The organism is Streptomyces sp. CNH189, from assembly GCF_000527195.1.
This window is the reverse complement of sequence record NZ_AZUS01000004.1, coordinates 42,940-63,906: the sequence shown is the minus strand read 5'-3', so window position 1 is coordinate 63,906 and position 20,967 is coordinate 42,940. Positions and strand designations below refer to the sequence as shown.

Below are 20,967 nucleotides of genomic sequence, written 5' to 3'. Positions count from 1 at the left end.
CCGGGGTGACGGCGCACCCCGGCGCCCGCACGCACCGCACGATCAGCACCTGTTCCGTACGGCCCCATCCCGTTCCCGGAGGGACTTCGTGCACAGAAGAAGACTCAAATCCACCCGCACCACGAGGCGCCCCGCCTTCCGCACCACCCTCGCCCTCGTCACCGGCCTGCTGCTGGCCGTGGGCACCCCGGCCACCGTCGCCGGCGCCCACCCCGGCCACCCGGAGCACGACCAGCCGGCCGCCGCCGAAGGCCAGTTCCAGCAGGTTCCGCTCGCCAAGGGCGAGCCCGAGACCGGCGAGCCGATGTCGCTCGCCGTGCTGCCGGACCGCAGCGTCCTGCACACCTCCCGGGACGGCACCCTGCGCCTCACCGACGCGGGCGGCACCACCAAGGTCGCCGGCCGCCTCGACGTGTACAACCACGACGAGGAGGGTCTGCAGGGCGTCGGGGTCGACCCCGACTTCGAGACCAACCGGGCGATCTACCTCTACTACGCCCCGCCGCTCGACACCCCCGCCGGGGACGCCCCGGAGAACGGCACCGCCGCGGACTTCGCCAAGTTCGACGGCGTCAACCGCCTCTCCCGGTTCGTGCTGAACCCCAACGGCACCCTGGACCTCGCCAGCGAGAAGAAGGTCCTCGACGTCGCGGCCTCCCGCGGCACCTGCTGCCACGTCGGCGGCGACATCGACTTCGACGCCGAGGGCAACCTCTACCTGTCCACCGGCGACGACACCAACCCCTTCGCCTCCGACGGCTACACGCCGATCGACGAGCGGCCGGACCGCAACCCCGCGTTCGACGCGCGCCGCAGCTCCGGCAACACCAACGACCTGCGCGGCAAGATCCTGCGCATCAAGGTCGCCGAGGACGGCTCCTACACCGTCCCGGAGGGCAACCTCTTCCCGCCGGGCACCGACAAGACCCGCCCCGAGATCTACGCGATGGGCTTCCGCAACCCGTTCCGCATCAGCGTGGACGAGGAGACCGGCATCGTCTACGTCGGTGACTACGGCCCCGACGCCGGCGCCGCCAGCCCCACCCGCGGCCCGGCCGGACAGGTCGAGTTCGCCAAGGTGACGAAGGCCGCCAACTTCGGCTGGCCGTTCTGCACCGGTGACAACGACGCCTACGTCGACCACGACTTCGCCACCGGCGCCTCCGGCGAGAAGTTCGACTGCTCCGCGCCGAAGAACACCTCGCGGCACAACACCGGCCTGGTCGACCTGCCGCCCGCCCAGCCCGCCTGGATCCCCTACGACGACGGCTCCGTCCCGGAGTTCGGCAGTGGTTCCGAGTCCCCGATGGGCGGCCCGGTCTACCGCTACGACCCCGACCTGGAGTCCTCGGTGAAGTTCCCCGAGGAGTTCGACGGCGACTTCTTCGCGGGTGAGTTCGGACGCCGCTGGATCAAGCGCATCGAGCAGAACGAGGACGGCTCGGTCGCGAAGATCAACGACTTCCCGTGGACCGGCACCCAGATCATGGACATGGAGTTCGGCCCCGACGGCGCGCTCTACGTCCTCGACTACGGCCTGTCCTGGTTCCAGGGTGACGAGTTCTCCGGGCTGTACCGCATCGAGAACGCCGAGGACGGCTTCTCCCCGATCGTCGGGGTGAGCGCCGACCGGACGTCCGGCGCGGCCGGCCTGAAGGTCGGGTTCACCGCCACCGCCGAGGACGCGGACTCCCCGGACCTCACCTATGCCTGGGACTTCGGCGACGGCACCAAGGGCGAGGGGCTGAACCCCACCCACAAGTACAAGAAGGTCGGCACCTACACCGCGACGTTCACCGCCACCGACCCCGAGGGCAACACCGGCAACGCGAGCGCCCGGATCGTCGTCGGCAACACCGAGCCGACGGTGAAGATCGAGGTGCCCGGCAACGGCAGTCTGGCCGCCTTCGGCGAGCCCGTGCCGTTCAAGGTGACCGTCACCGACCCCGAGGAGACGATCGACTGCTCCAAGGTCAAGGTCGCCTACAGCCTCGGCCACGACTCCCACGCCCACGAACTGACCAGCGAGACGGGCTGCGAGGGCACCCTCAAGCCGCCCGCCGGTGACGGCGGCCACGACCCCAACGCCAACATCTACGGTGTCGTCGGCGCCAGTTACACCGACGGCGGAGCCAACGGCCAGGAGGCGCTGACCGGCACCGCGCGCACCGTCGTCCAGCCGCTGCACCGCCAGGCCGAGCACTTCACGTCCCAGTCCGGCGTGAACGTCTTCGACAAGACGCAGGCCAACGGCGGCAAGACCGTCGGCGACATCCACGACGGCGACTGGATCTCCTTCAGCCCCTACCGCTTCGACGGGCAGAAGAAGATGACCGTACGCGCCTCCTCCGGCGGCTCCGGCGGCTTCGTCGAGCTGCGCTCCGGCTCGCCCGAGGGCCCGCTGCACGGCTCGGCGTACATCCCGCCGACCGGCAGCTGGGAGACGTTCCAGGACGTCGACGTCCCGCTGCGGGCACTGCCGAAGAAGACCACCGAGATCTACCTGGTCTTCAGGGGTGGTGACGGCGCGCTGTACGACGTGGACGACTTCGAGTTCTCCAGCGAGCCGTTCAAGCAGGGCAAGAAGGTCCTGGTCTTCTCCAAGACCGCCGGCTTCCGGCACGACTCCATCGAGACCGGCGTCGCCGCCCTGAAGGAACTCGGCGCCCCGGCCGGCATCTCGGTCACGGCCACCGAGGAGGCCGGACAGTTCACCACCGCCAACCTCGCCAAGTACGACGCGGTCGCCTTCCTGTCCACCACCGGTGACGTCCTCAACGCCGACCAGCAGAAGGCGTTCGAGAACTACGTCAAGAACGGCGGCGGCTACCTGGGCATCCACGCCGCCGCCGACACCGAGTACGACTGGGAGTTCTACGGCGGACTCGTCGGCGCGTACTTCCACTCGCACCCGGCCATCCAGAAGGCCACCGTGCGCGTCGAGGACCACGACCACCCCGCCACCGCCCACCTGGACGACGCGTGGGAGCGGACCGACGAGTGGTACAACTACCGCACCAACCCGCGTGAGCAGGCCAAGGTCCTCGCCACCTTGGACGAGACCACCTACCAGGGCGGCAACATGAAGGGCGACCACCCGATCGCCTGGTGCCAGGCCTACGGCGGCGGCCGCTCCTTCTACACGGGCGGCGGCCACACCAAGGAGTCGTACGCCGACGAGGCCTTCCGCGCCCACCTGCTCGGCGGTCTGCAGTACGCCACCGGCCAGGTGAAGGCGGACTGCAAGCCGGACAAGGGCTACCGGAAGATCTTCAACGGCCAGACCCTGGACGGCTGGAAGCAGGCCGGCCCCGGCAAGTTCAACGTCGTGGACGGCACCCTGCAGTCCGAGGGCGGCATGGGGCTGCTCTGGTACCAGGCCAAGGAGCTGGGGTCGTACTCGCTCAAGCTCGACTGGAAGATGAGCGGCGACGACAACTCCGGTGTCTTCGTGGGCTTCCCGGCCTCCGACGACCCGTGGTCCGCGGTCGACAGGGGTTACGAGGTCCAGATCGACGCGACGGACGCGGTGGACCGCACCACGGGTGCGATCTACACGTTCAAGGCGGCGAACATCAAGGCCCGTGACCAGGTGCTGCGCCCGCCGGGGCAGTGGAACTCCTACGAGATCAAGGTCCAGGGCGAGCGGCTGCAGGTGTTCCTCAACGGAGTCAAGATCAACGACTTCACCAACAAGGACCCGCAGCGGAGCCTGACCGAGGGGTACATCGGCCTGCAGAACCACGGGGCCGACGACCATGTGTCCTTCCGCAACATCCAGCTGAAGGAACTGCCCTCCTAGGGCACCGAGAACGGCGGCGGGCGAAGGACGCCGGACCTCCGCCCGCCGCCTCCCCGGGCCTCACGGCCCGACACCCCGCCGGCCCGTGGCCTGGCACCCTCGCCGGTACGTGGCCGGCAGCCTGGTCGGCCCTTGGGCCAGGCATCCGCCGACCCCGGCCCGGTGTCCCGCCGGTCCGTGGCTCGGCACCCGCCGGTCTTCGGGTTCGGCATCCGCCGGTCTTCCGCCCGGCACCTGGTTCGTCCTCGGGACCGAGCACACGCCCGGTCCCGAGTCCGGCACAGCACCTGAGCCCCGGCCCCGGTACAGCGACCTGCCCACGGCTCAAGCACATGTCCGGCCCGTCGCCCAGGCATAACGCCTGGTCCCCGGGCGCACCGGTCCTGGTCGTCGGGGCAGGTGCCGGCCCGCGGGCCGGGCACCTGCCCGGCCCCCGGGCCGGCGTACCGCCACCCGGTTCGCGTTCGACAAGGAGGCTGCCCATGTCCGCCGAACCGTCGTCCACCCCCACTCCCACCATCCCCACCGCCCCTTCCTCCTCCGCTCCCCGCCACGGCGTCTGGTTCGTCGGCGCCCGTGGGTCCGTGGCCACGACCGCCGTCGCGGGCTGTGCCGCCGTCGCCGCCGGACTCCACCCGGCGACCGGCATGGTCACCGAGACCGACGACTTCGCCGCGTGCGGTCTGCCATCGTTGTCGTCCCTCGTCTTCGGCGGGCACGACACCGTCGACTGCCCGCTCCCCAAGCGCGCCGAGCACCTTGCCGACGGCGGTGTCCTGCCGCACGGCCTGCCCGCCGCCGTGCAGGCCGAACTGGTCGCCGCCGACCGGGAGATCAGGCCCGGCGGCCCCGTACCCGACGGCACGGACACCGTCCCGGCCCGCACCGACGACGACTGGATCGAGGTCTTCGCCGCCGACATCCGTGACTTCGTGCGCCGCAACGACCTCGCGGGCGCCGTCGTGGTGAACGTCGCCTCCACCGAGCCCGCCCCCACGGACGGCGCCCTGCCGCCCAGCTCCCTCTACGCGGCCGCCGCCCTGCGCGCCGGCTGCGCCTACGCCAACTTCACCCCCTCCACCGGCCTGCACCACCCGGCGCTGGCCGGCCTCGCCGCATCCTCCGGGGTGCCGTACGCGGGCCGCGACGGCAAGACCGGGCAGACCCTGCTGCGCTCCGTGCTCGGTCCGATGTTCCAGCAGCGGGCCCTCGCCGTGCGTGCCTGGTCCGGCACCAACCTGCTGGGCGGCGGCGACGGCGCCGCCCTCGCCGATCCCGCGGCGGCCGCCGCGAAGAACGCGGGCAAGGAACGCGTCCTCGCCGACACCCTCGGCGCGGCACCGCAGGGCGAGGTGCACATCGACGACGTGCCCGCGCTGGGGGACTGGAAGACCGCCTGGGACCACATCGCCTTCGACGGTTTCCTCGGCTCCCGCATGATCCTGCAGACCATCTGGCAGGGCTGCGACTCCGCCCTCGCCGCGCCCTTGGTGCTCGACCTGGCCCGGCTGCTGGTGCGCGCCCAGGAGAAGGGGCTGACCGGCCCGCTGGGCGAACTCGGCTTCTACTTCAAGGACCCGGTCGGCGACGGCCCGTCGTCCCTGGGCGAGCAGTACACGGAGCTGCGACGCTTCGCCGCACGCCTGCGCGACGACGCGGGGGACAGCGGGGCCCGGCGATGACCCGACTCGCGTCCCCGCACCGGCCCGCCCCGCCCGCCCCCGCGGCCCCGGACACCACGTCCGGGGCCGGCACCCCGGCGCCCGGGACCGCCCCGCGAGCCGCCCCACGCCCCGGCCACGCCGCCGCCTGGGCCGAACTGGTGCGCCTGCCCGCCCTGTTCACCGTCCCCGGCGACACCCTGGCGGGCGTGGCAGCGGCCGGCCGGACCCCGGGCCTCCGCGCGCTGCTCCCCGTCGGCTCCTCCCTGTGCCTGTACGCGGCCGGCATGGTGCTGAACGACTGGGCCGACCGCGACGAGGACGCCGTGGAGCGCCCGCACCGTCCCCTCCCGTCGGGACGGGTCCGCCCCGCCGCCGCGTTCGCCGCCGCCTGCGGACTCACCGGCGCCGGACTGCTGTTCGCCGCCCGCGCCGGCCGGCCCGCCCTCGCGGTGGCCGCGCCGCTGGCGGCGACCGTCTGGGCGTACGACCTGGCGCTGAAGCACACGCCCGCGGGCCCCGCGGCCATGGCCGCCGCCCGTGCGCTGGACCTGCTGATGGGCGCGGCGGCGGCCGGTGACACCAAGGCCGCCGTGCCCTCCGCGGCCCTGCTCGGCTGCCACACCCTCGCGGTCACCGCCGTCTCCCGGCGCGAGACCACCGGGGGCTCGGCGGCGGCCCCGCTCGCGGCCCTCGCGGCGACGGGCGTCCTGACCGGCCTGGTCACCCGTGGCCGTACCCGACTCCCGGCAGGCCGGCGGGCAGCAGCCGCCCCCGGCCTGCCGGGTTCCACCCCGGGCGGAGCCCGGCCCACACCCGCCGGCGCCGCCACCGCCGCGCTGGCCGCCGCGTACGCCGCCACGGCCGCGCGGCCGTACTTCCACGCCGCGCTCAACCCCTCACCCCCGCTCACCCAGCGCGCCGTCGGAGGCGGCATCCGCGCCACCGTCCCGCTGCAGGCCGCGCTCGCCGCCCGGTCCGGCGCGCCCGTCACGTCCCTGATGATCGCCGCCCTGGCCCCGGCGGGCCGGGCGTTCGCCCGCAGGCGCGCCATGAGGAGGGTGAGCATCACATGACCCCGCACGAGCCCCCGGCGCTGCCGCTGCGCTTCGGGTACGGCACCAACGGCCTCGCCGACCTCCGCCTCGACGACGCCCTCGCCCTGCTGGCCGACCTCGGCTATGAGGGCGTGGGACTGACCCTCGACCACATGCACCTCGACCCGCTCGCCCCGGACCTCGCCGCCCGCACCCGGCAGGTCGCCCGTCGGCTGGACGAGCTGGGGCTCGGCGTCACCGTGGAGACCGGCGCCCGCTACGTCCTCGACCCCCGGCGCAAACACGGCCCGTCCCTGCTCGACCCCGACCCCGACGACCGGGCGCGCCGCGTCGACCTGCTGCTGCGTGCCGTGCGGGTGGCGGCCGACCTCGGGGCGCACGCCGTGCACTGCTTCAGCGGCACCGTCCCCGACGGCACCGACGAGGACACCGCCTGGAAACGCCTCGCCGAGTCCTTCGCCCCGGTGCTGGACGCAGCGTCCGCCGCCGGCGTCCCGCTCGCCGTCGAACCGGAACCCGGCCACCTCCTCGCCACCCTCGCCGACTTCCACCAGCTGCGCCGCACCCTCGGCGACCCCGAGCCGCTCGGCCTCACCCTGGACATCGGCCACTGCCAGTGCCTCGAACCCCTCGCACCCGCCGACTGCGTCCGCGAGGCAGCCCCCTGGCTGCGCCACGTGCAGATCGAGGACATGCGGCGCGGCATCCACGAACACCTGCCGTTCGGGGACGGCGAGATCGACTTCCCGCCTGTCCTCGCGGCCCTCGCCGCCACCGGGTACCAGGGCCTGACGGTCGTCGAACTGCCGCGCCACTCCCACGCCGGCCCCCGCTTCGCCGCCCACTCCCTGCCGTACCTCCGCCGCGCCGCCCGGCTCGCGGCACGGACCTCCACCGGTCCCTCCACCGTCCCCTCCCACGGCGATCCCTCCGCCACCCCCGAAGGGAGCACCACCCCATGACCCGCCCGCACGCGACCCCGGCCGGCCCGGAGGCAGACACCACCGGCAGACCGGCCAGCCCCGGTGACGGCACCACCCCCGCCCTCACCCCGCCCGCCGACCTGCGCCGCCACCTCGCGGCACGGCTCGACGGCGCCGCCCGCGCGTGGTTCGACCAGGCCCTGGACGAGGCCACCGCCCACCCCGGCACCCACGGACCGATCTCGGTGTGGGAACTGCGCCTCGCCGAGGCGGGCCGCCGCTGCGGCCCCGAGCACGCCGAGGCCGCCCGCGTCCTCATCCTGCACGCGGCCCGCGCCGACGCCGACGCCCTGACCCGGGTCTACTTCCAGGGCACCGCCGACGAACGCCGCGCCGTCCTGCACGCCCTGCCCCACCTGGTGCCCGGGCCGGAGGCACTCCCGCTCGTCGAGGACGCCCTGCGCACCAACGACACCCGGCTGGTCGCCGCCGCCCTCGGCCCCTACGGCGCCCGCCACCTCGACGCCCACGCCTGGCGGCACGCCGTACTGAAGTGCCTGTTCACCGGCGTCGGCGTGGACCTGGTCTCCGACCTCGCCGGGCGCGCCCGGGGCGACGGTGAACTCGCCCGCATGCTCGGCGACTACGCCGCCGAGCGCACCGCCGCCGGCCGCACCGTCCCGGAGGACCTGCACCGCGTCCTCACCCTGACCGAAGCCGCCCCGACGCGGGGCGCGGACGGCCCGGACGTCCCCCACGGCAAGGAGTCCTGATGCGCATCTTCGACCCCCACATCCACATGACGTCGCGCACCACCGACGACTACGAGGCCATGTACGCCGCGGGCGTCCGCGCCGTCGTCGAACCCTCCTTCTGGCTCGGCCAGCCCCGCACCTCCCCGGCCTCCTTCTTCGACTACTTCGACTCCCTCCTCGGCTGGGAACCCTTCCGCGCCGCCCAGTACGGCATCGCCCACCACTGCACCCTCGCCCTCAACCCCAAGGAGGCGGGCGACCCGCGCTGCGCCCCCGTCCTGGACGCGCTGCCCCGCTATCTGGTCAAGGACAACGTCGTGGCCGTCGGTGAGATCGGCTACGACTCCATGACCCCCGCCGAGGACACCGCCCTCGCCGCCCAGCTGCAGATGGCCGCCGACCACGGCCTGCCCGCGCTGGTGCACACCCCGCACCGCGACAAGCTCGCCGGGCTGCGCCGCACCCTCGACGTGGTCCGAGAGTCCGCGCTGCCGGTGGAGCGGGTGCTGATCGACCACCTCAACGAGACCACCGTCAAGGAGGCCAAGGACAGCGGCGCCTGGCTCGGCTTCTCCGTCTATCCCGACACCAAGATGGACGAGGAGCGGATGGTCGCCATCCTGCGCGCCCACGGCCCCGAGCAGGTGCTGGTGAACTCCGCCGCCGACTGGGGGAGGAGCGACCCGCTGAAGACCCGCAAGGTCGCCGACCTGATGCTCGCCGAGGGCTTCACCGAGGACGACGTCGACCGCGTGCTGTGGCGCAACCCGGTCGCCTTCTACGGCCTCAGCGGCCGCCTGAACCTCGACGTCACCGCCTCCGGCGCCACCCACGAGGGCAACTCCATCCTGCGCGGCGCCCCCAGAGACGAGCCACGGCCGGACGCCGCCTCCGCCACGGGGGCGTGAGCCATGCGCTTCCGCCACCCGGACGGCTCCACCGTCCACCTCGCCTACTGCACCAACGTCCACCCGGCCGAGACCCTCGACGGCGTCCTCGCCCAGCTCCGCGACCACTGCGAGCCCGTCCGCCGGCGCCTCGGCCGGGACCGGCTCGGCATCGGGCTGTGGCTGGCCAAGGACGCAGCCCGCGCCCTGGTCACCGACCCCGCCGCCCTGCGCGGCCTGCGCTGCGAACTGGAACGGCGCGGCCTGGAGGTCGTCACCCTCAACGGCTTCCCCTACGAGGGCTTCGGCGCCGAGGAGGTCAAGTACCGGGTCTACACACCGGACTGGGCCGACCCCGAGCGCCTGGAGCACACCACCGCCCTCGCCCGCGTGCTCGCCGGACTGCTCCCCGACGACGTCACCGAGGGCAGCATCTCCACCCTGCCGCTGGCCTGGCGCACCGCCTACGACGACGAGCGGGCGGAAACCGCCCGCTCCGCCCTGCGCACCCTCGCCGAACGCCTCGACGCGCTCCAGGAGTTGACCGGACGCTCCATCCGCGTCGCCCTGGAACCCGAACCGGGCTGCGTCGTCGAGACCACCCGCGACGCCGTCGCGCCCCTCACCGCGGTGGGCCACGACCGCGTCGGCATCTGCGTCGACACCTGCCACCTCGCCACCTCCTTCGAAGACCCGCACACCGCCCTGGACGACCTCGGCCACGCCGGCGTCCGCGTGGTCAAGTGCCAGCTGTCCGCCGCCCTGCACGCCGAACAGCCGCACCTCCCCGAGGTCCGCGAGGCCCTGGCCGCCTTCGCCGAACCCCGCTTCCTGCACCAGACCCGCACGGCCACGGCCGCGGGCCTGCGCGGCACCGACGACCTGGACGAGGCGCTGGCCGGCGACGCCCTGCCCGACGCGGGCCCCTGGCGCTCCCATTTCCACGTCCCGCTGCACGCGGCCCCCGCCGCGCCCCTCACCTCCACGCTCCCCGTCCTGACCTCCGTACTGACCCGGCTGGTCGGTGGCGCGCACCCGCTCACCCACCACCTCGAGGTGGAGACCTACACCTGGCAGGCCCTCCCGCCCGAGCTGCGCCCCCGCGGCCGCACCCAGCTCGCCGACGGCATCGCCGCCGAACTCACCCTGGCCCGCGACCTGCTGACGGACCTCGGCCTGAAGGAACTCCCATGAGCGACCCCACCCCCCTGCTCGTCCTCGACGTCGTCGGTCTCACCCCGCGCCTGCTCGACCACATGCCGCACCTGAAGTCCCTCGGGCAGTCCGGCTCCCGCGCCCCGCTCGGCACCGTCCTGCCCGCCGTCACCTGCGCCGCCCAGTCCACCTTCCTCACCGGCACCATGCCCTCCGAGCACGGCATCGTCGGCAACGGCTGGTACTTCCGCGAGCTCGGCGACGTCCTGCTGTGGCGGCAGCACAACGGCCTCGTCTCCGGCGACAAGCTCTGGGACGCCGCCCGCCGCGCCCACCCCGGCTACACCGTCGCCAACATCTGCTGGTGGTACGCCATGGGCGCGGACACCGACATCACCGTCACCCCCCGCCCCGTCTACTACGCCGACGGCCGCAAGGAACCCGACTGCTACACCCGGCCGCCCGCCCTGCACGACGAACTCACCGAGAAGTTCGGCACCTTTCCCCTGTTCCACTTCTGGGGACCCGGCGCCGACCTGGTGTCCAGCCGGTGGATCATCGACGCCACCCGCCACATCATGCACACCCGCCACCCCGACCTGACGCTCTGCTACCTCCCTCACCTCGACTACGACCTGCAGCGCTACGGCCCCGACGACCCGCGCTCCCTGAAGGCCGCCACCGACCTCGACACGGCCCTCGCCCCGCTCCTCGACGACGCCCGCGCCGAGGGCCGCACCGTCGTCGCCCTGTCCGAGTACGGCATCACCCGCGTGAACCGGCCGGTCGACATCAACCGCGCCCTGCGCCGCGCCGGCCTGCTCGAGGTGCACACCCAGGACGGCATGGAGTACCTCGACCCGATGGCCTCCCGCGCCTTCGCGGTCGCCGACCACCAGATCGCCCACGTGTACGTGCGCCGCCCCGAGGACCTGGACGCGGCCAGGGAAGCCCTGGACGGACTGCCCGGTATCGAGCAGCTCCTCGACGACGAGGGCAAGAAGGCCCACCACCTCGACCACCCGCGGGCCGGCGAGCTCGTCGCCGTCGCCGAACCCGACGCCTGGTTCACGTACTACTACTGGCTCGACGACGACCGCGCGCCCGACTTCGCGCAGCTGGTCGAGATCCACCGCAAACCCGGCTACGACCCGGTCGAGCTCTTCATGGACCCCCACGACCCCTACGTCAAGGTCAAGGCGGCCGGCGCGCTGGCCCGCAAGAAGCTCGGCATGCGCTACCGCATGGCGGTCGTGCCCCTCGACGCCTCACCTGTTCGCGGCAGCCACGGCCGCCTCCCCGCAAGCGACGACGACGGTCCGCTCCTCATCTGCTCCACCCCCCGCGCTGTCGGAGACCGCGTCGCGGCCACCGACGTGAAACAACTCCTGCTCCGGCTCGCCGGGCTCGGCTGACACCGCACCACGCACGGCCGCCGAGATCCGACTACCGAGAGTGAAACACACGGCACTGACAACGGCCGTTCCCGCAGCCGCCGGGACCGGCCACGACCGAGAAGGCAGGCACCCGTGACCCCGTACTCCGATCCCTCGCGCAGCGACGCCGCCCCTCTGACCGACACCCCTGACGAGGCGCTGCGCCGCAGCCTCGGCGTCGGCCGGCGCCGCTTCCTGAGCACCTGCACCGCCGTGGCGGCCGGCGCCGTCGCCGCCCCGGTCTTCGCCGCCGCCCCCGCCCTCGCCCACGGCAGAGACCACGGCCACGGGCACGGACATGGCCACGGGCACGACCACGGCCGCGGTCAGGTGCTGGTCCCGCCCCACAAGCGCGGCATCATCCTCTACACCGTCCGGGACGCCACCGCCCGCGACCCGCTCGCCAGTGACCTGCCGTCCGGCTTCCGCGAGGTGTTCAAGCAGCTCGCCCGGCACGGCTACCGGCAGGTCGAGTTCGCCGGCTACAACCAGCACGCGAACGCCCCCGGCGGCGCCAGCCTGGAGTCGGTCGAGGGCGCCCGGCTGCTGCGCTCCTGGCTCGACGAGTACGGTCTGCGGGCCCAGGGCAACCACGGCTTCATCCCGTCGTCCTGGCCGCTGACCACCGCCGACAAGGACACCTTCAAGAAGCACCTGGAGATCGCCGACATCCTCGGCATGGACCACATGGGCACCGGCGGCGACCCCACCGGCAGCTCCTACCGCGCCGACTGGGACGTGGCCGCCGACAAGTGGAACGCCCTCGGTGAGATCGCCCGCCGTGCGGGCATCAAGCTCTACACCCACAACCACGACAGCGCGTACGGCTTCCTGCTCGACCGGGGCCCGCTGGACGACCAGGGCCGGCCGACCCGCAGCTCGGGCATCCGGAAGCTGGAGTACTTCCTGAAGGTCACCGACCCGAAGACGGTCTGGCTGGAGATGGACGTCTTCTGGGCGCACGTCGCCCAGTACAAGTTCCACACCTACACCGCCCCCGACGGCTCCACCCGCAGGAACGTCTTCGACCCGGCGGGCCTGGTCACCCGGTACAACAAGCGCTACCCGCTGTTCCACGCCAAGGACGGCGTCGTCGACACCACCAACGGCATGGGCTGGGACATGGTGCCGTTCGGCACCGGGGACATCGACTACACGACGTTCTTCTCCCGGGTGGGCCTGACCACCTACCGCAACCCGATGGTGGAGGACGACAACTCACCGAGCGACACCGACCCCGCGCAGTCGCTGCGCGAGGCGAAGATCAGCTACGACAACATGGCGGCCCTGCGCAAGCGCCGCCACTGACCGGATGGCGACGGACCGGGCGGCCCCTCCCGCACCCGGGAGGGGCCGCCCGGTCCGTCGCCCGGCCGCGGGTGCCGCGCGTCAACCCTCCCCGAGGGGACGGGGGTTGGGCGTCACCTGCTTCTTCCTCGTCCGTCCCGGCGGGGTCAGGAACAGCGCGACGAACCCGGCGAACAGCGAGATGCCGCCCGCCAGCCCGAAGGCGCCGTTGTAGCCCCAGGCGGCCACGACCATGGACCCCATCCCCGCGCCGAGCCCGGAGACGAGCTTGGAGCTGTACACCATGCCGTAGTTGGTGGCGTTGTTGTTCTCCCCGAAGTAGTCCGCCGTCAGCGCGGCGAACATCGGGAAGATGGCACCGCCGCCGAAGCCGGAGATCGCGGAGAAGATCAGGAACAGCGGCAGGTTCCTGATCTCCGCCGACCAGATGATGCCGAACTGGGCCAGTCCCAGGATCACGCACACGTACAGCAGACACTGTTTGCGGCCGTAGAGGTCGGAGAGCCAGCCGATCACGCCGCGCCCGGTGCCGTTGACGATCGCCTTCAGTGACATCGCGGTGGCCACGATGCCGGCCGCGAAGCCCGCGTCCTCACCGATGTCGACCTGGAAGGCGATGCCGAAGATGTTCACGCCGGAGGTACAGGCGAGACAGAACCACATCAGCGCCACCCGGCCGGTCCGCCACGCCTCCAGGGGCGAGTACTGCTTGACGGCCGGGGGGTTCCTCTCGAGAGAACGCCGGGCCCGCGGGTCGTCCGGCGGGTTCAGCGGGTCGATGGAGTCCGGCCACCAGTTCTTCGGCGGGTCGCGGAAGTAGAAGCCGGCGACGGCCACCACCCCGGCGAGGAAGACACCGGAGGAGACCAGCACCCAGCGGAAGTTGGAGCCGTCCATGTAGCCGTGGAAGATGAAGACGAACGGCACCGAGCCGTAGGCGAAACCGCCGTTGACGAAGCCGGTCTTGCCGCCCTTGCGTTCCGGGTACCATTTGCCGACCATGTTGACGCAGGTCGCGTACACCATGCCCGCGCCCATGCCGCTGAACACGCCGAACCCGATGAAGGCGAGCGCGACATGCGGAGCGAACGCCAGCGAGAGATAGCCGAGCAGCGTGCCGACCGCGCCGAGCATCATCGCCCACCGCGCGGGCAGCTTGCCGTTCTCCCGCAGCCGCCCCGCCGGGAAGGCCACCGCGGCCTGGCAGAACACCCAGGCGGTCATCATCCAGTAGATGCTGCCGCTCGACCAGCTGTGGGCCTCGTGGAGCGTGTCCTCCGCCGACGCGAACGCGTACTCGGCGGAGGAGATGCCCATCATGCCGACCCAGGGCAGGATCACCATCCACTTGCGTTTGCGGCCCATGATGTCGATGTCGGTCTCACCGACGCGGTAGACCCGCCCGTTTCTGTCGGTCACCTCCCGATAGGGGACGACCCGTGTGACATCCGTGGTTGTCATGTAGTTTGCACCCCTTGCGTCGAAAGAACTGGCCAGCGCCCCCTGTCCCGTGCCTTTCGTGCGCGCCCGGGTCCGGGACCGGCCGGCGCGCACCCGCCGGCCGGCCACCCGGCTGCGTTCACCTCATGAACCGCCTCCCAGCAGTCCGGCCGCCCGCGCCCAGCGGTACTTGGCGCCGAGGACGGCCACCGGCATCTCCGTCGTGTACGGGTAGGCCACGACGCCGTGCTCGAAGAGGTACTGGCACGCCTCCTCGACCTCCACGTCACCGGCGAGCGAGGCCACGACGGGCTTGGAGACGCCCCGCTCGCGGAACTCCGCCACCACACGCGCGGTGAGTTCGGCGAACACCATGGGCGGCGTGACGATCGTGTGCCAGTAACCGAGCACCAACGCGTGGATGCGCGGGTCCTCGAGCCCCAGCCGGATCGTCGCCTCGTACGTCGACGGCGGCTCGCCCCCGGTGATGTCCACCGGGTTGCCGGCCGCCCCGAACGGCGGGATGAACTCCCGGAAGGCCGCGTCCAGATCGGGCGGGATCTCCATCAGCGACAGCCCGTTGTCCGTCACCGCGTCCGACAGCAGCACCCCGCTGCCGCCCGCCCCGGTGATGATCACGACGTTGTCGCCCTGCGGAGCGGGCAGCACGGGCAGCGCCCGCGCGTACTCCAGCATGTCGTTGAGACCCGGCGCCCGGATCACGCCGGCCTGCCGCAGGATGTCGTCGTACACGGCGTCGTCGCCGGCGAGCGCCCCGGTGTGCGAGCCGGCGGCCTTCGCGCCCGCCGCCGTACGCCCCGCCTTGAGCACCACCACCGGCTTCTTCGGCACGGTCGCCCGAGCGGCCTCGACGAACGCGCGCCCGTCCTTGAGGTCCTCCAGGTGCATCGCGATGCACTCGGTGTGCGGGTCCTCCCCGAACCAGGTCAGCAGGTCGTCCTCGTCGAGGTCCGACTTGTTGCCGAGGCCGACGATCGCCGAGACGCCCGTCTTCGTGGTCCTCGCGAAGCCCAGGATCGCCATCCCGATGCCGCCCGACTGGCTGGTCAGCGCCACCCCGCCCTTGACGTCGTACGGCGTGCAGAACGTGGCGCAGAGGTCCTGCCAGGTGGAGTAGTAGCCGTAGATGTTGGGCCCGAGCAGCCGGACGCCCAGCCGCTCGGCGATCGCCACGATCTCGTCCTGCAGCGCCTGCTCACCGGTCTCGGCGAAGCCGGACGGGATGAGGACGGCGTTCGGGATCCCCTTGCGCCCCACCTCCTCCAGCGCCGAGGCCACGAACCGGGCGGGAATCGCGAAGACCGCCACATCCACCTCGCCGGGAACGTCGGTGACACTCTTGTACGCCTTGCGGCCCACGATGTCATCGGCCTTGGGGTTCACCGGATGGATCTCCCCGGCGAAGCCGCCGTCGACGAGGTTGCGCATCACCGAGTTGCCGATCTTGCCGGACTCGTTGGACGCGCCGATCACCGCCACCGACCGCGGCTGCATCAGCCGCCGCATGGAGGTGAGGATCTCCTCCCTGGAGTACCGGCGCCGCTCCTTGGGCGCCCCCTCCGCGAGGATCACCCGGATGTCGGCCGCGACCGCGCCGGCCGGCGTGGCGATCACCGGGTTGAGGTCCACCTCGGCGATCTCCGGGAAGTCCGTGACCAGTTCGGACACCCGCCGGATCTGCTCGGCCACCGCCCACCGGTCCACGCCCTCCTGACCGCGCACGCCGGTGAGGATCTCCGCCGACCGGATCGAGTCGAGCATCGACAGCGCCTCGTCGGCGTCCACCGGCGCCAGCCGGAACGTGACGTCCTTCAGCACCTCGACGAGCACCCCGCCGAGCCCGAACGCCACCACCTTCCCGAACGTCGGGTCGGTGACTGCGCCGACGATGACCTCCTGGCCCCGCGGCAGCAGCTCCTGCACCTGCACGCCCTCGATGCGCGCCCTCGCGTCGTACACCCGGGCGTTCTCCACGATGCGGCAGAACGCCGCCCGGACGTCCGCCGCGCCCTCGACGCCCACGACCACACCGCCGGCGTCGGTCTTGTGCAGGATGTCCGGCGACACGATCTTCATCACCACGGGCCCGCCCAGCCGCGCCGCGCACGCCACCGCCTCGTCGACGTCCCGCGCCAGCTCCTCCCCGGGCACCGCGATGCCGTACGCGTCGGCGATCACCTTGCCCTCGGGCGCGGTGAGCGCGGTCCGTCCCTCGGCACGCACCGCTTCCAGCAGCGCGCGCACCTTCGACGCCCGGTCCTCGGCCATCACGTCAGATCACCCCGTTCGACTTGAGCAGGCGCACTTCCCCGTCGCCGAGGCCGAGTTCGCCGACGTAGACCTCTTCGTTGTGCTCGCCGAGCAGCGGGGAGGCGACCACGTCCACGGGGGAGTCGGACAGCTTCAGCGGGCTGCCCACGGTGACGAACTCGCCGCGCTCGGGATGCGGGACGGTCACCACCATCTCGTTGGCGACCAGCGAGCGGTCCTCGATGATCTCCTTGGTGGACAGGATCGGCCCGCACGGGATGTTGTGCGCGTTGAGCCTCTCCAGCACCTCCCACTTGGGGAGCGTCGAGGACCACTCCTCGATCAGCTGGAACATCTTGTTCAGCTTCGGCAGCCGGGCTTCCGGCGTCGCCCACTCGGGGTCGTCCGCCAGCTCCGGCCGGCCGATGAGCTCGCTGATCGGCTTCCAGCCGACGGGCTGCACGATGACGTACACGTAGTCGTTCGGGCCGCCCGGCGCGCACTTCACCGCCCAGCCGGGCTGCCCGCCGCCGGACGCGTTGCCGGAGCGGGGGACCTCGTCGCCGAAGTCCTCGTTGGGGTACTCGGCGAGCGGCCCGTGCGCCAGGCGCTGCTGGTCGCGCAGCTTCACCCGGCAGAGGTTGAGCACCGCGTGCTGCATGGCCACGTTCACCCGCTGCCCGCGCCCGGTGCGCTCCCGCTGGAACAGCGCGGCGAGGATGCCGGCCACCGCGTGCACGCCCGTGCCCGAGTCACCGATCTGGGCGCCCGTGGCGAGCGGCGGACCGTCCTCGAAACCGGTGGTCGACATCGACCCGCCCATCGCCTGCGCGACGACCTCGTAGGCCTTGAAGGCGGTGTAGGGGCCGTCCCCGAAGCCCTTGATGGAGGCGTAGACGATGCGCGGGTTGATCTCCCGGATGCGGTCCCAGGTGAACCCCATCCGGTCGACCGCGCCCGGCCCGAAGTTCTCGACCATGACGTCCGAGCGCCGGATCAGCTCGGTGAGGATCTCCTTGCCGCGCGCGGTCTTGGTGTTGAGGGTGATGCTCCGCTTGTTGCAGTTGAGCATCGTGAAGTAGAGGGAGTCGACGTCCGGCAGGTCACGCAGCTGCTTGCGCGTGATGTCGCCGGTGGGCGCCTCCAGTTTGACGACGTCCGCGCCGAGCCAGGCCAGCAGCTGGGTCGCGGAGGGCCCGGACTGGACGTGGGTCATGTCGAGGACGCGGATGCCCTCAAGTGCCTTGGGGGTCATGGGCGTTCACCTCACTTGTACATGGTCTGGTTCATGGTTCCGGGGGCGTACGCGTCGGGATCCACCCAGACGTTGATCAGCGACGGCTTGCCCGACTCCCGGGCGCGGCGCAGTGCGGGGCCGATGTCGGCGGGGTCGCGGACCTCCTCGCCGTACCCGCCGAGCATCCGCGCGAACTCGTCGTAGCGGACGTCCCCGAGGGTGTTGCCGACCCGTTCGCGGTCCTTGCCGTACTTGGCGGCCTGGCCGTAACGGATCTGGTTCATCGAGGAGTTGTTGCCGACGATGCCGACGAACGGCAGGTCGTAGCGGACCAGCGTCTCGAAGTCCCAGCCGGTGAGGGAGAACGCGCCGTCACCGAACAGCGCGACGACCTCCTTGTCGGGCCGCGCCTGCTTGGCGGCGAGCACGAACGGCACGCCGACACCGAGCGTCCCGAGCGGCCCCGGATCCATCCAGTGACCGGGTGACTTGGGCTGCACGACCTGCCCGGAGAAGGTGACGATGTCACCGCCGTCGCCGATGTAGATCGAGTCCTCGGTGAGGAAGTCGTTGATCTCGCTCACCAGCCGGTACGGGTGGATCGGGGAGGCGTCCGACCGCAGCTGCGGCAGCCGCTTGTCGAGCGCGGTCTGCTCTGCGGCCCGCAGCTCGTCCAGCCACTCCTTGCGCTTGGACGCACCGCCGTTGACCCGCCCCGAGGCCGCCTCCGTCACCGCCTTCAGCACCAGCCCCGCGTCCCCGACGATGCCGAGGTCGATGTCGCGGTTCTTGCCGACCGTGCGGTAGTCGAGGTCGATCTGCACGACCGTCGCGGCGGGGGAGAGCCGCTTGCCGTAGCCCATGCGGAAGTCGAAGGGCGTGCCGACGATGACGATGACGTCGGCGTTGGAGAACGCGTACCGGCGCGACAGCTGGAAGTGGTGCGGGTCCCCGGGCGGCAGGGTGCCGCGGCCCGCCCCGTTCATGTAGGCGGGGACGTTGAGGGTGCGCACGAGCTCGGTCGCGGCCTCGGTGGCGCGGGTCGTCCACACCTGGCTGCCGAGCAGGATCGCCGGCTTCTCGGCGTGCACTAGCAGGTCGGCCAGCTTCTCGACCGCCTCCGGGTCGCCGGGCGAACGGGTGGAGGCCCGGTAGGCGCCCTCCCGCGGCACCCGCGCCTTGTCGGCGGGCACCTTCGCGTCCAGCACGTCGCGTGGGATCTCCAGGAAGGAGGGACCGGGCGCGCCGTGGTAGCACTCGCGGAAGGCCATCGACACCATGTCGGCCGCGCGGGCCGTGTCCGGCACGGTCGCCGCGAACTTGGTGACGGGGTTCATCATGTCGACGTGCGGCAGGTCCTGCAGCGACCCCATCTTGTGCTGGGTCAGGGCCCCTTGGCCGCCGATCAGCAGCATGGGCGACTCCGCGCGGAAGGCGTTGGCGACCCCGGTGACCGCGTCGGTGGTGCCCGGTCCGGCCGTGACCACCGCGCAGCCGGGCTTCCCGGTGATGCGCGCGTAGCCGTCGGCGGCGTGCGCGGCGACCTGCTCGTGCCGTACGTCGACGACCTCGATGCCCTCGTCGACGCAGCCGTCGTAGATGTCGATGATGTGGCCGCCGCACAGTGTGTAGATGCGGTCGACGCCCTCGGCCTTGAGGGCCTTGGCGACGAGATGACCGCCGGAGATGACGTCCTGGGTGTCGTCGGGCATGGCGAAGTCCTGTCCCTTTCCTAGGGGGCGGGGAACGCTGTCGCGGTACATTGCATACAGTCGACGAATACTGTATGAAGCTTGTTATCCCGCATCCGATGGGTGGTGTCCAGGGGGTGCGCGGCACTTTTCGGTCGCCGGCCCCCGGCCCCCACCGGACCCTCCGGCGGTCTTCGCAGACAGGAGCCGAGATGGACCTGTACGAACACCAGGCAAGGGAACTCTTCGCAGAACACGGCATCGTGGTGCCGCGGGCCGAGGTCACCGGCTCGCCCAAACAGGCCCGCGAGATCGCCCGCAGGCTCGGCGGCCGCGTGGTCGTCAAGGCGCAGGTGAAGACCGGCGGACGCGGCAAGGCGGGCGGCGTCAAGCTCGCCGCCGACCCCGCCGCCGCCGAACTCACCGCACGCCAGATCCTCGGCATGGACATCAAGGGGCACACCGTCGGCACCGTGATGCTGGCCCAACCCGTCGACATCGAGAGCGAGTTCTACGTCTCCTACGTTCTCGACCGCGCCGCAGGCCGCTTCCTCGCCATCGCCTCCGCCGAAGGGGGTATGGACATCGAAGAGGTCGCCGCCACCCGCCCCGAAGCCGTGGCGCGCGTCCCCGTCGACCCCGCCGAGGGCGTCACCCCGGCGGTCGCGGCCCGCATCGCCGACGCGGCGGGCCTGCCCGCGCGCACCGTCGACGTCCTGGTCCGTCTTTGGGACGTCCTGGTCGGTGAGGACGCCCTCCTCGTCGAGGTCAACCCGCTGGTCCGCACCCGCGACGGACAGATCATGGCGCTCGACGGCAAGGTCACCCTCGACGACAACGCCCGCTTCCGGCAGGGACGTTGGGGCGACGAGGCCGACACGGGCCATGACCCGCTGGAAGCGGCGGCGGCCGCCAAGGGCCTCAACTACGTCAAGCTCGACGGCGAGGTCGGCGTCATCGGCAACGGCGCCGGACTCGTGATGTCCACCCTCGACGTGGTCGCCGGCTGCGGCGCCCGCCCCGCCAACTTCCTCGACATCGGGGGCGGCGCCTCCGCCCAGGTCATGGCCGACGGACTGTCCGTCGTCCTCTCCGACCCGTCGGTGAAGTCCGTCTTCGTCAACGTCTTCGGCGGCATCACCGCCTGCGACGCGGTCGCCGACGGCATCGTCCGCGCGCTGGACACCGTACGGCTCACCAAGCCGCTCGTCGTGCGCCTGGACGGCAACAACGCGGAACGCGGACGGGCCGTGCTCGAGGAGCGCGCGCATCCGCTCGTCGAGCAGGTCACCACCATGGACGGCGCCGCGAGCCGGGCCGCCCACCTCGCCACCACACCCTGA

General features: G+C 72.1%; 14 protein-coding genes. 10 read left to right on the top strand and 4 right to left on the bottom strand.

Annotated elements, in window-relative coordinates:
* Nucleotides 1-88 precede the first annotated feature (88 nt).
* The 9 genes from B100_RS0107340 to B100_RS0107300 all read left to right on the top strand — a co-directional run bounded on the left by B100_RS0107340 (nt 89) and on the right by B100_RS0107300 (nt 12,985).
* A complete protein-coding gene (locus tag B100_RS0107340) occupies nt 89-3,802 on the top strand; it encodes a ThuA domain-containing protein (RefSeq protein WP_024883791.1) in 3,714 nt (1,237 codons plus the stop codon).
* Between the two features lie 482 nt (nt 3,803-4,284).
* Nucleotides 4,285-5,484, top strand: coding sequence for an inositol-3-phosphate synthase (locus B100_RS0107335; protein ID WP_024883790.1), 1,200 nt, complete (start codon nt 4,285-4,287; stop codon nt 5,482-5,484).
* The gene (locus B100_RS0107330; RefSeq protein ID WP_024883789.1) at nt 5,481-6,539 is read left to right on the top strand and encodes an SCO3242 family prenyltransferase; all 1,059 of its coding nucleotides are present in this window, start codon (nt 5,481-5,483) and stop codon (nt 6,537-6,539) included. Before B100_RS0107335 ends, B100_RS0107330 begins: the two co-directional genes overlap by 4 nt.
* Nucleotides 6,536-7,483 (top strand): sugar phosphate isomerase/epimerase family protein, encoded by a 948-nt coding sequence (locus tag B100_RS0107325; RefSeq protein ID WP_024883788.1) that lies wholly within the window; start codon nt 6,536-6,538, stop codon nt 7,481-7,483. The genes B100_RS0107330 and B100_RS0107325 overlap by 4 nt, the downstream gene beginning before the upstream one ends.
* Nucleotides 7,480-8,217, top strand: coding sequence for an EboA domain-containing protein (locus B100_RS0107320; protein WP_024883787.1), 738 nt, complete (start codon nt 7,480-7,482; stop codon nt 8,215-8,217). Before B100_RS0107325 ends, B100_RS0107320 begins: the two co-directional genes overlap by 4 nt.
* The gene (locus B100_RS0107315; protein WP_024883786.1) at nt 8,217-9,107 is read left to right on the top strand and encodes a TatD family hydrolase; all 891 of its coding nucleotides are present in this window, start codon (nt 8,217-8,219) and stop codon (nt 9,105-9,107) included. The genes B100_RS0107320 and B100_RS0107315 overlap by 1 nt, the downstream gene beginning before the upstream one ends.
* A 3-nt stretch (nt 9,108-9,110) precedes the next feature.
* Nucleotides 9,111-10,280, top strand: a complete 1,170-nt coding sequence (eboE, locus tag B100_RS0107310) for a metabolite traffic protein EboE (protein WP_024883785.1) — start codon at nt 9,111-9,113, stop codon at nt 10,278-10,280.
* The gene (locus tag B100_RS0107305; RefSeq protein WP_024883784.1) at nt 10,277-11,656 is read left to right on the top strand and encodes an alkaline phosphatase family protein; all 1,380 of its coding nucleotides are present in this window, start codon (nt 10,277-10,279) and stop codon (nt 11,654-11,656) included. Before eboE ends, B100_RS0107305 begins: the two co-directional genes overlap by 4 nt.
* A 114-nt stretch (nt 11,657-11,770) precedes the next feature.
* Nucleotides 11,771-12,985 (top strand): sugar phosphate isomerase/epimerase family protein, encoded by a 1,215-nt coding sequence (locus tag B100_RS0107300; RefSeq protein WP_024883783.1) that lies wholly within the window; start codon nt 11,771-11,773, stop codon nt 12,983-12,985.
* A gap of 81 nt (nt 12,986-13,066) precedes the next feature.
* Here B100_RS0107300 and B100_RS0107295 read toward each other — a convergent pair whose 3' ends face one another.
* The 4 genes from B100_RS0107295 to B100_RS0107280 all read right to left on the bottom strand — a co-directional run bounded on the left by B100_RS0107295 (nt 13,067) and on the right by B100_RS0107280 (nt 19,645).
* Nucleotides 13,067-14,446 (bottom strand): OFA family MFS transporter, encoded by a 1,380-nt coding sequence (locus B100_RS0107295; protein WP_024883782.1) that lies wholly within the window; start codon nt 14,444-14,446, stop codon nt 13,067-13,069.
* Between the two features lie 123 nt (nt 14,447-14,569).
* On the bottom strand, nt 14,570-16,714 hold the full coding sequence (locus B100_RS0107290; protein WP_024883781.1) for an acetate--CoA ligase family protein: 2,145 nt from the start codon (nt 16,712-16,714) through the stop codon (nt 14,570-14,572).
* Nucleotides 16,715-16,718: 4 nt separating this feature from the next.
* Nucleotides 16,719-17,951, bottom strand: a complete 1,233-nt coding sequence (frc, locus tag B100_RS0107285) for a formyl-CoA transferase (protein ID WP_024883780.1) — start codon at nt 17,949-17,951, stop codon at nt 16,719-16,721.
* 11 nt (nt 17,952-17,962) lie between these two features.
* Nucleotides 17,963-19,645 (bottom strand): thiamine pyrophosphate-binding protein, encoded by a 1,683-nt coding sequence (locus B100_RS0107280; protein ID WP_024883779.1) that lies wholly within the window; start codon nt 19,643-19,645, stop codon nt 17,963-17,965.
* A 191-nt stretch (nt 19,646-19,836) separates the two neighbouring features.
* Between B100_RS0107280 and sucC the strand changes: the two genes are divergently transcribed.
* Nucleotides 19,837-20,967, top strand: a complete 1,131-nt coding sequence (gene sucC / locus B100_RS0107275; RefSeq protein WP_024883778.1) for an ADP-forming succinate--CoA ligase subunit beta — start codon at nt 19,837-19,839, stop codon at nt 20,965-20,967.

What these genes read in the sequence shown, in the direction of transcription:
- B100_RS0107335 (WP_024883790.1), top strand. Translation starts at nt 4,285, where the DNA reads ATGTCCGCCGAACCGTCGTCCACCCCCACTCCCACCATCCCCACCGCC.
- B100_RS0107330 (WP_024883789.1), top strand. Translation starts at nt 5,481, where the DNA reads ATGACCCGACTCGCGTCCCCGCACCGGCCCGCCCCGCCCGCCCCCGCG.
- B100_RS0107325 (WP_024883788.1), top strand. Translation starts at nt 6,536, where the DNA reads ATGACCCCGCACGAGCCCCCGGCGCTGCCGCTGCGCTTCGGGTACGGC.
- B100_RS0107320 (WP_024883787.1), top strand. Translation starts at nt 7,480, where the DNA reads ATGACCCGCCCGCACGCGACCCCGGCCGGCCCGGAGGCAGACACCACC.
- B100_RS0107315 (WP_024883786.1), top strand. Translation starts at nt 8,217, where the DNA reads ATGCGCATCTTCGACCCCCACATCCACATGACGTCGCGCACCACCGAC.
- eboE (WP_024883785.1), top strand. Translation starts at nt 9,111, where the DNA reads ATGCGCTTCCGCCACCCGGACGGCTCCACCGTCCACCTCGCCTACTGC.
- B100_RS0107305 (WP_024883784.1), top strand. Translation starts at nt 10,277, where the DNA reads ATGAGCGACCCCACCCCCCTGCTCGTCCTCGACGTCGTCGGTCTCACC.
- B100_RS0107295 (WP_024883782.1), bottom strand. Translation starts at nt 14,446, where the DNA reads ATGACAACCACGGATGTCACACGGGTCGTCCCCTATCGGGAGGTGACC.
- B100_RS0107290 (WP_024883781.1), bottom strand. Translation starts at nt 16,714, where the DNA reads ATGGCCGAGGACCGGGCGTCGAAGGTGCGCGCGCTGCTGGAAGCGGTG.
- frc (WP_024883780.1), bottom strand. Translation starts at nt 17,951, where the DNA reads ATGACCCCCAAGGCACTTGAGGGCATCCGCGTCCTCGACATGACCCAC.
- B100_RS0107280 (WP_024883779.1), bottom strand. Translation starts at nt 19,645, where the DNA reads ATGCCCGACGACACCCAGGACGTCATCTCCGGCGGTCATCTCGTCGCC.
- sucC (WP_024883778.1), top strand. Translation starts at nt 19,837, where the DNA reads ATGGACCTGTACGAACACCAGGCAAGGGAACTCTTCGCAGAACACGGC.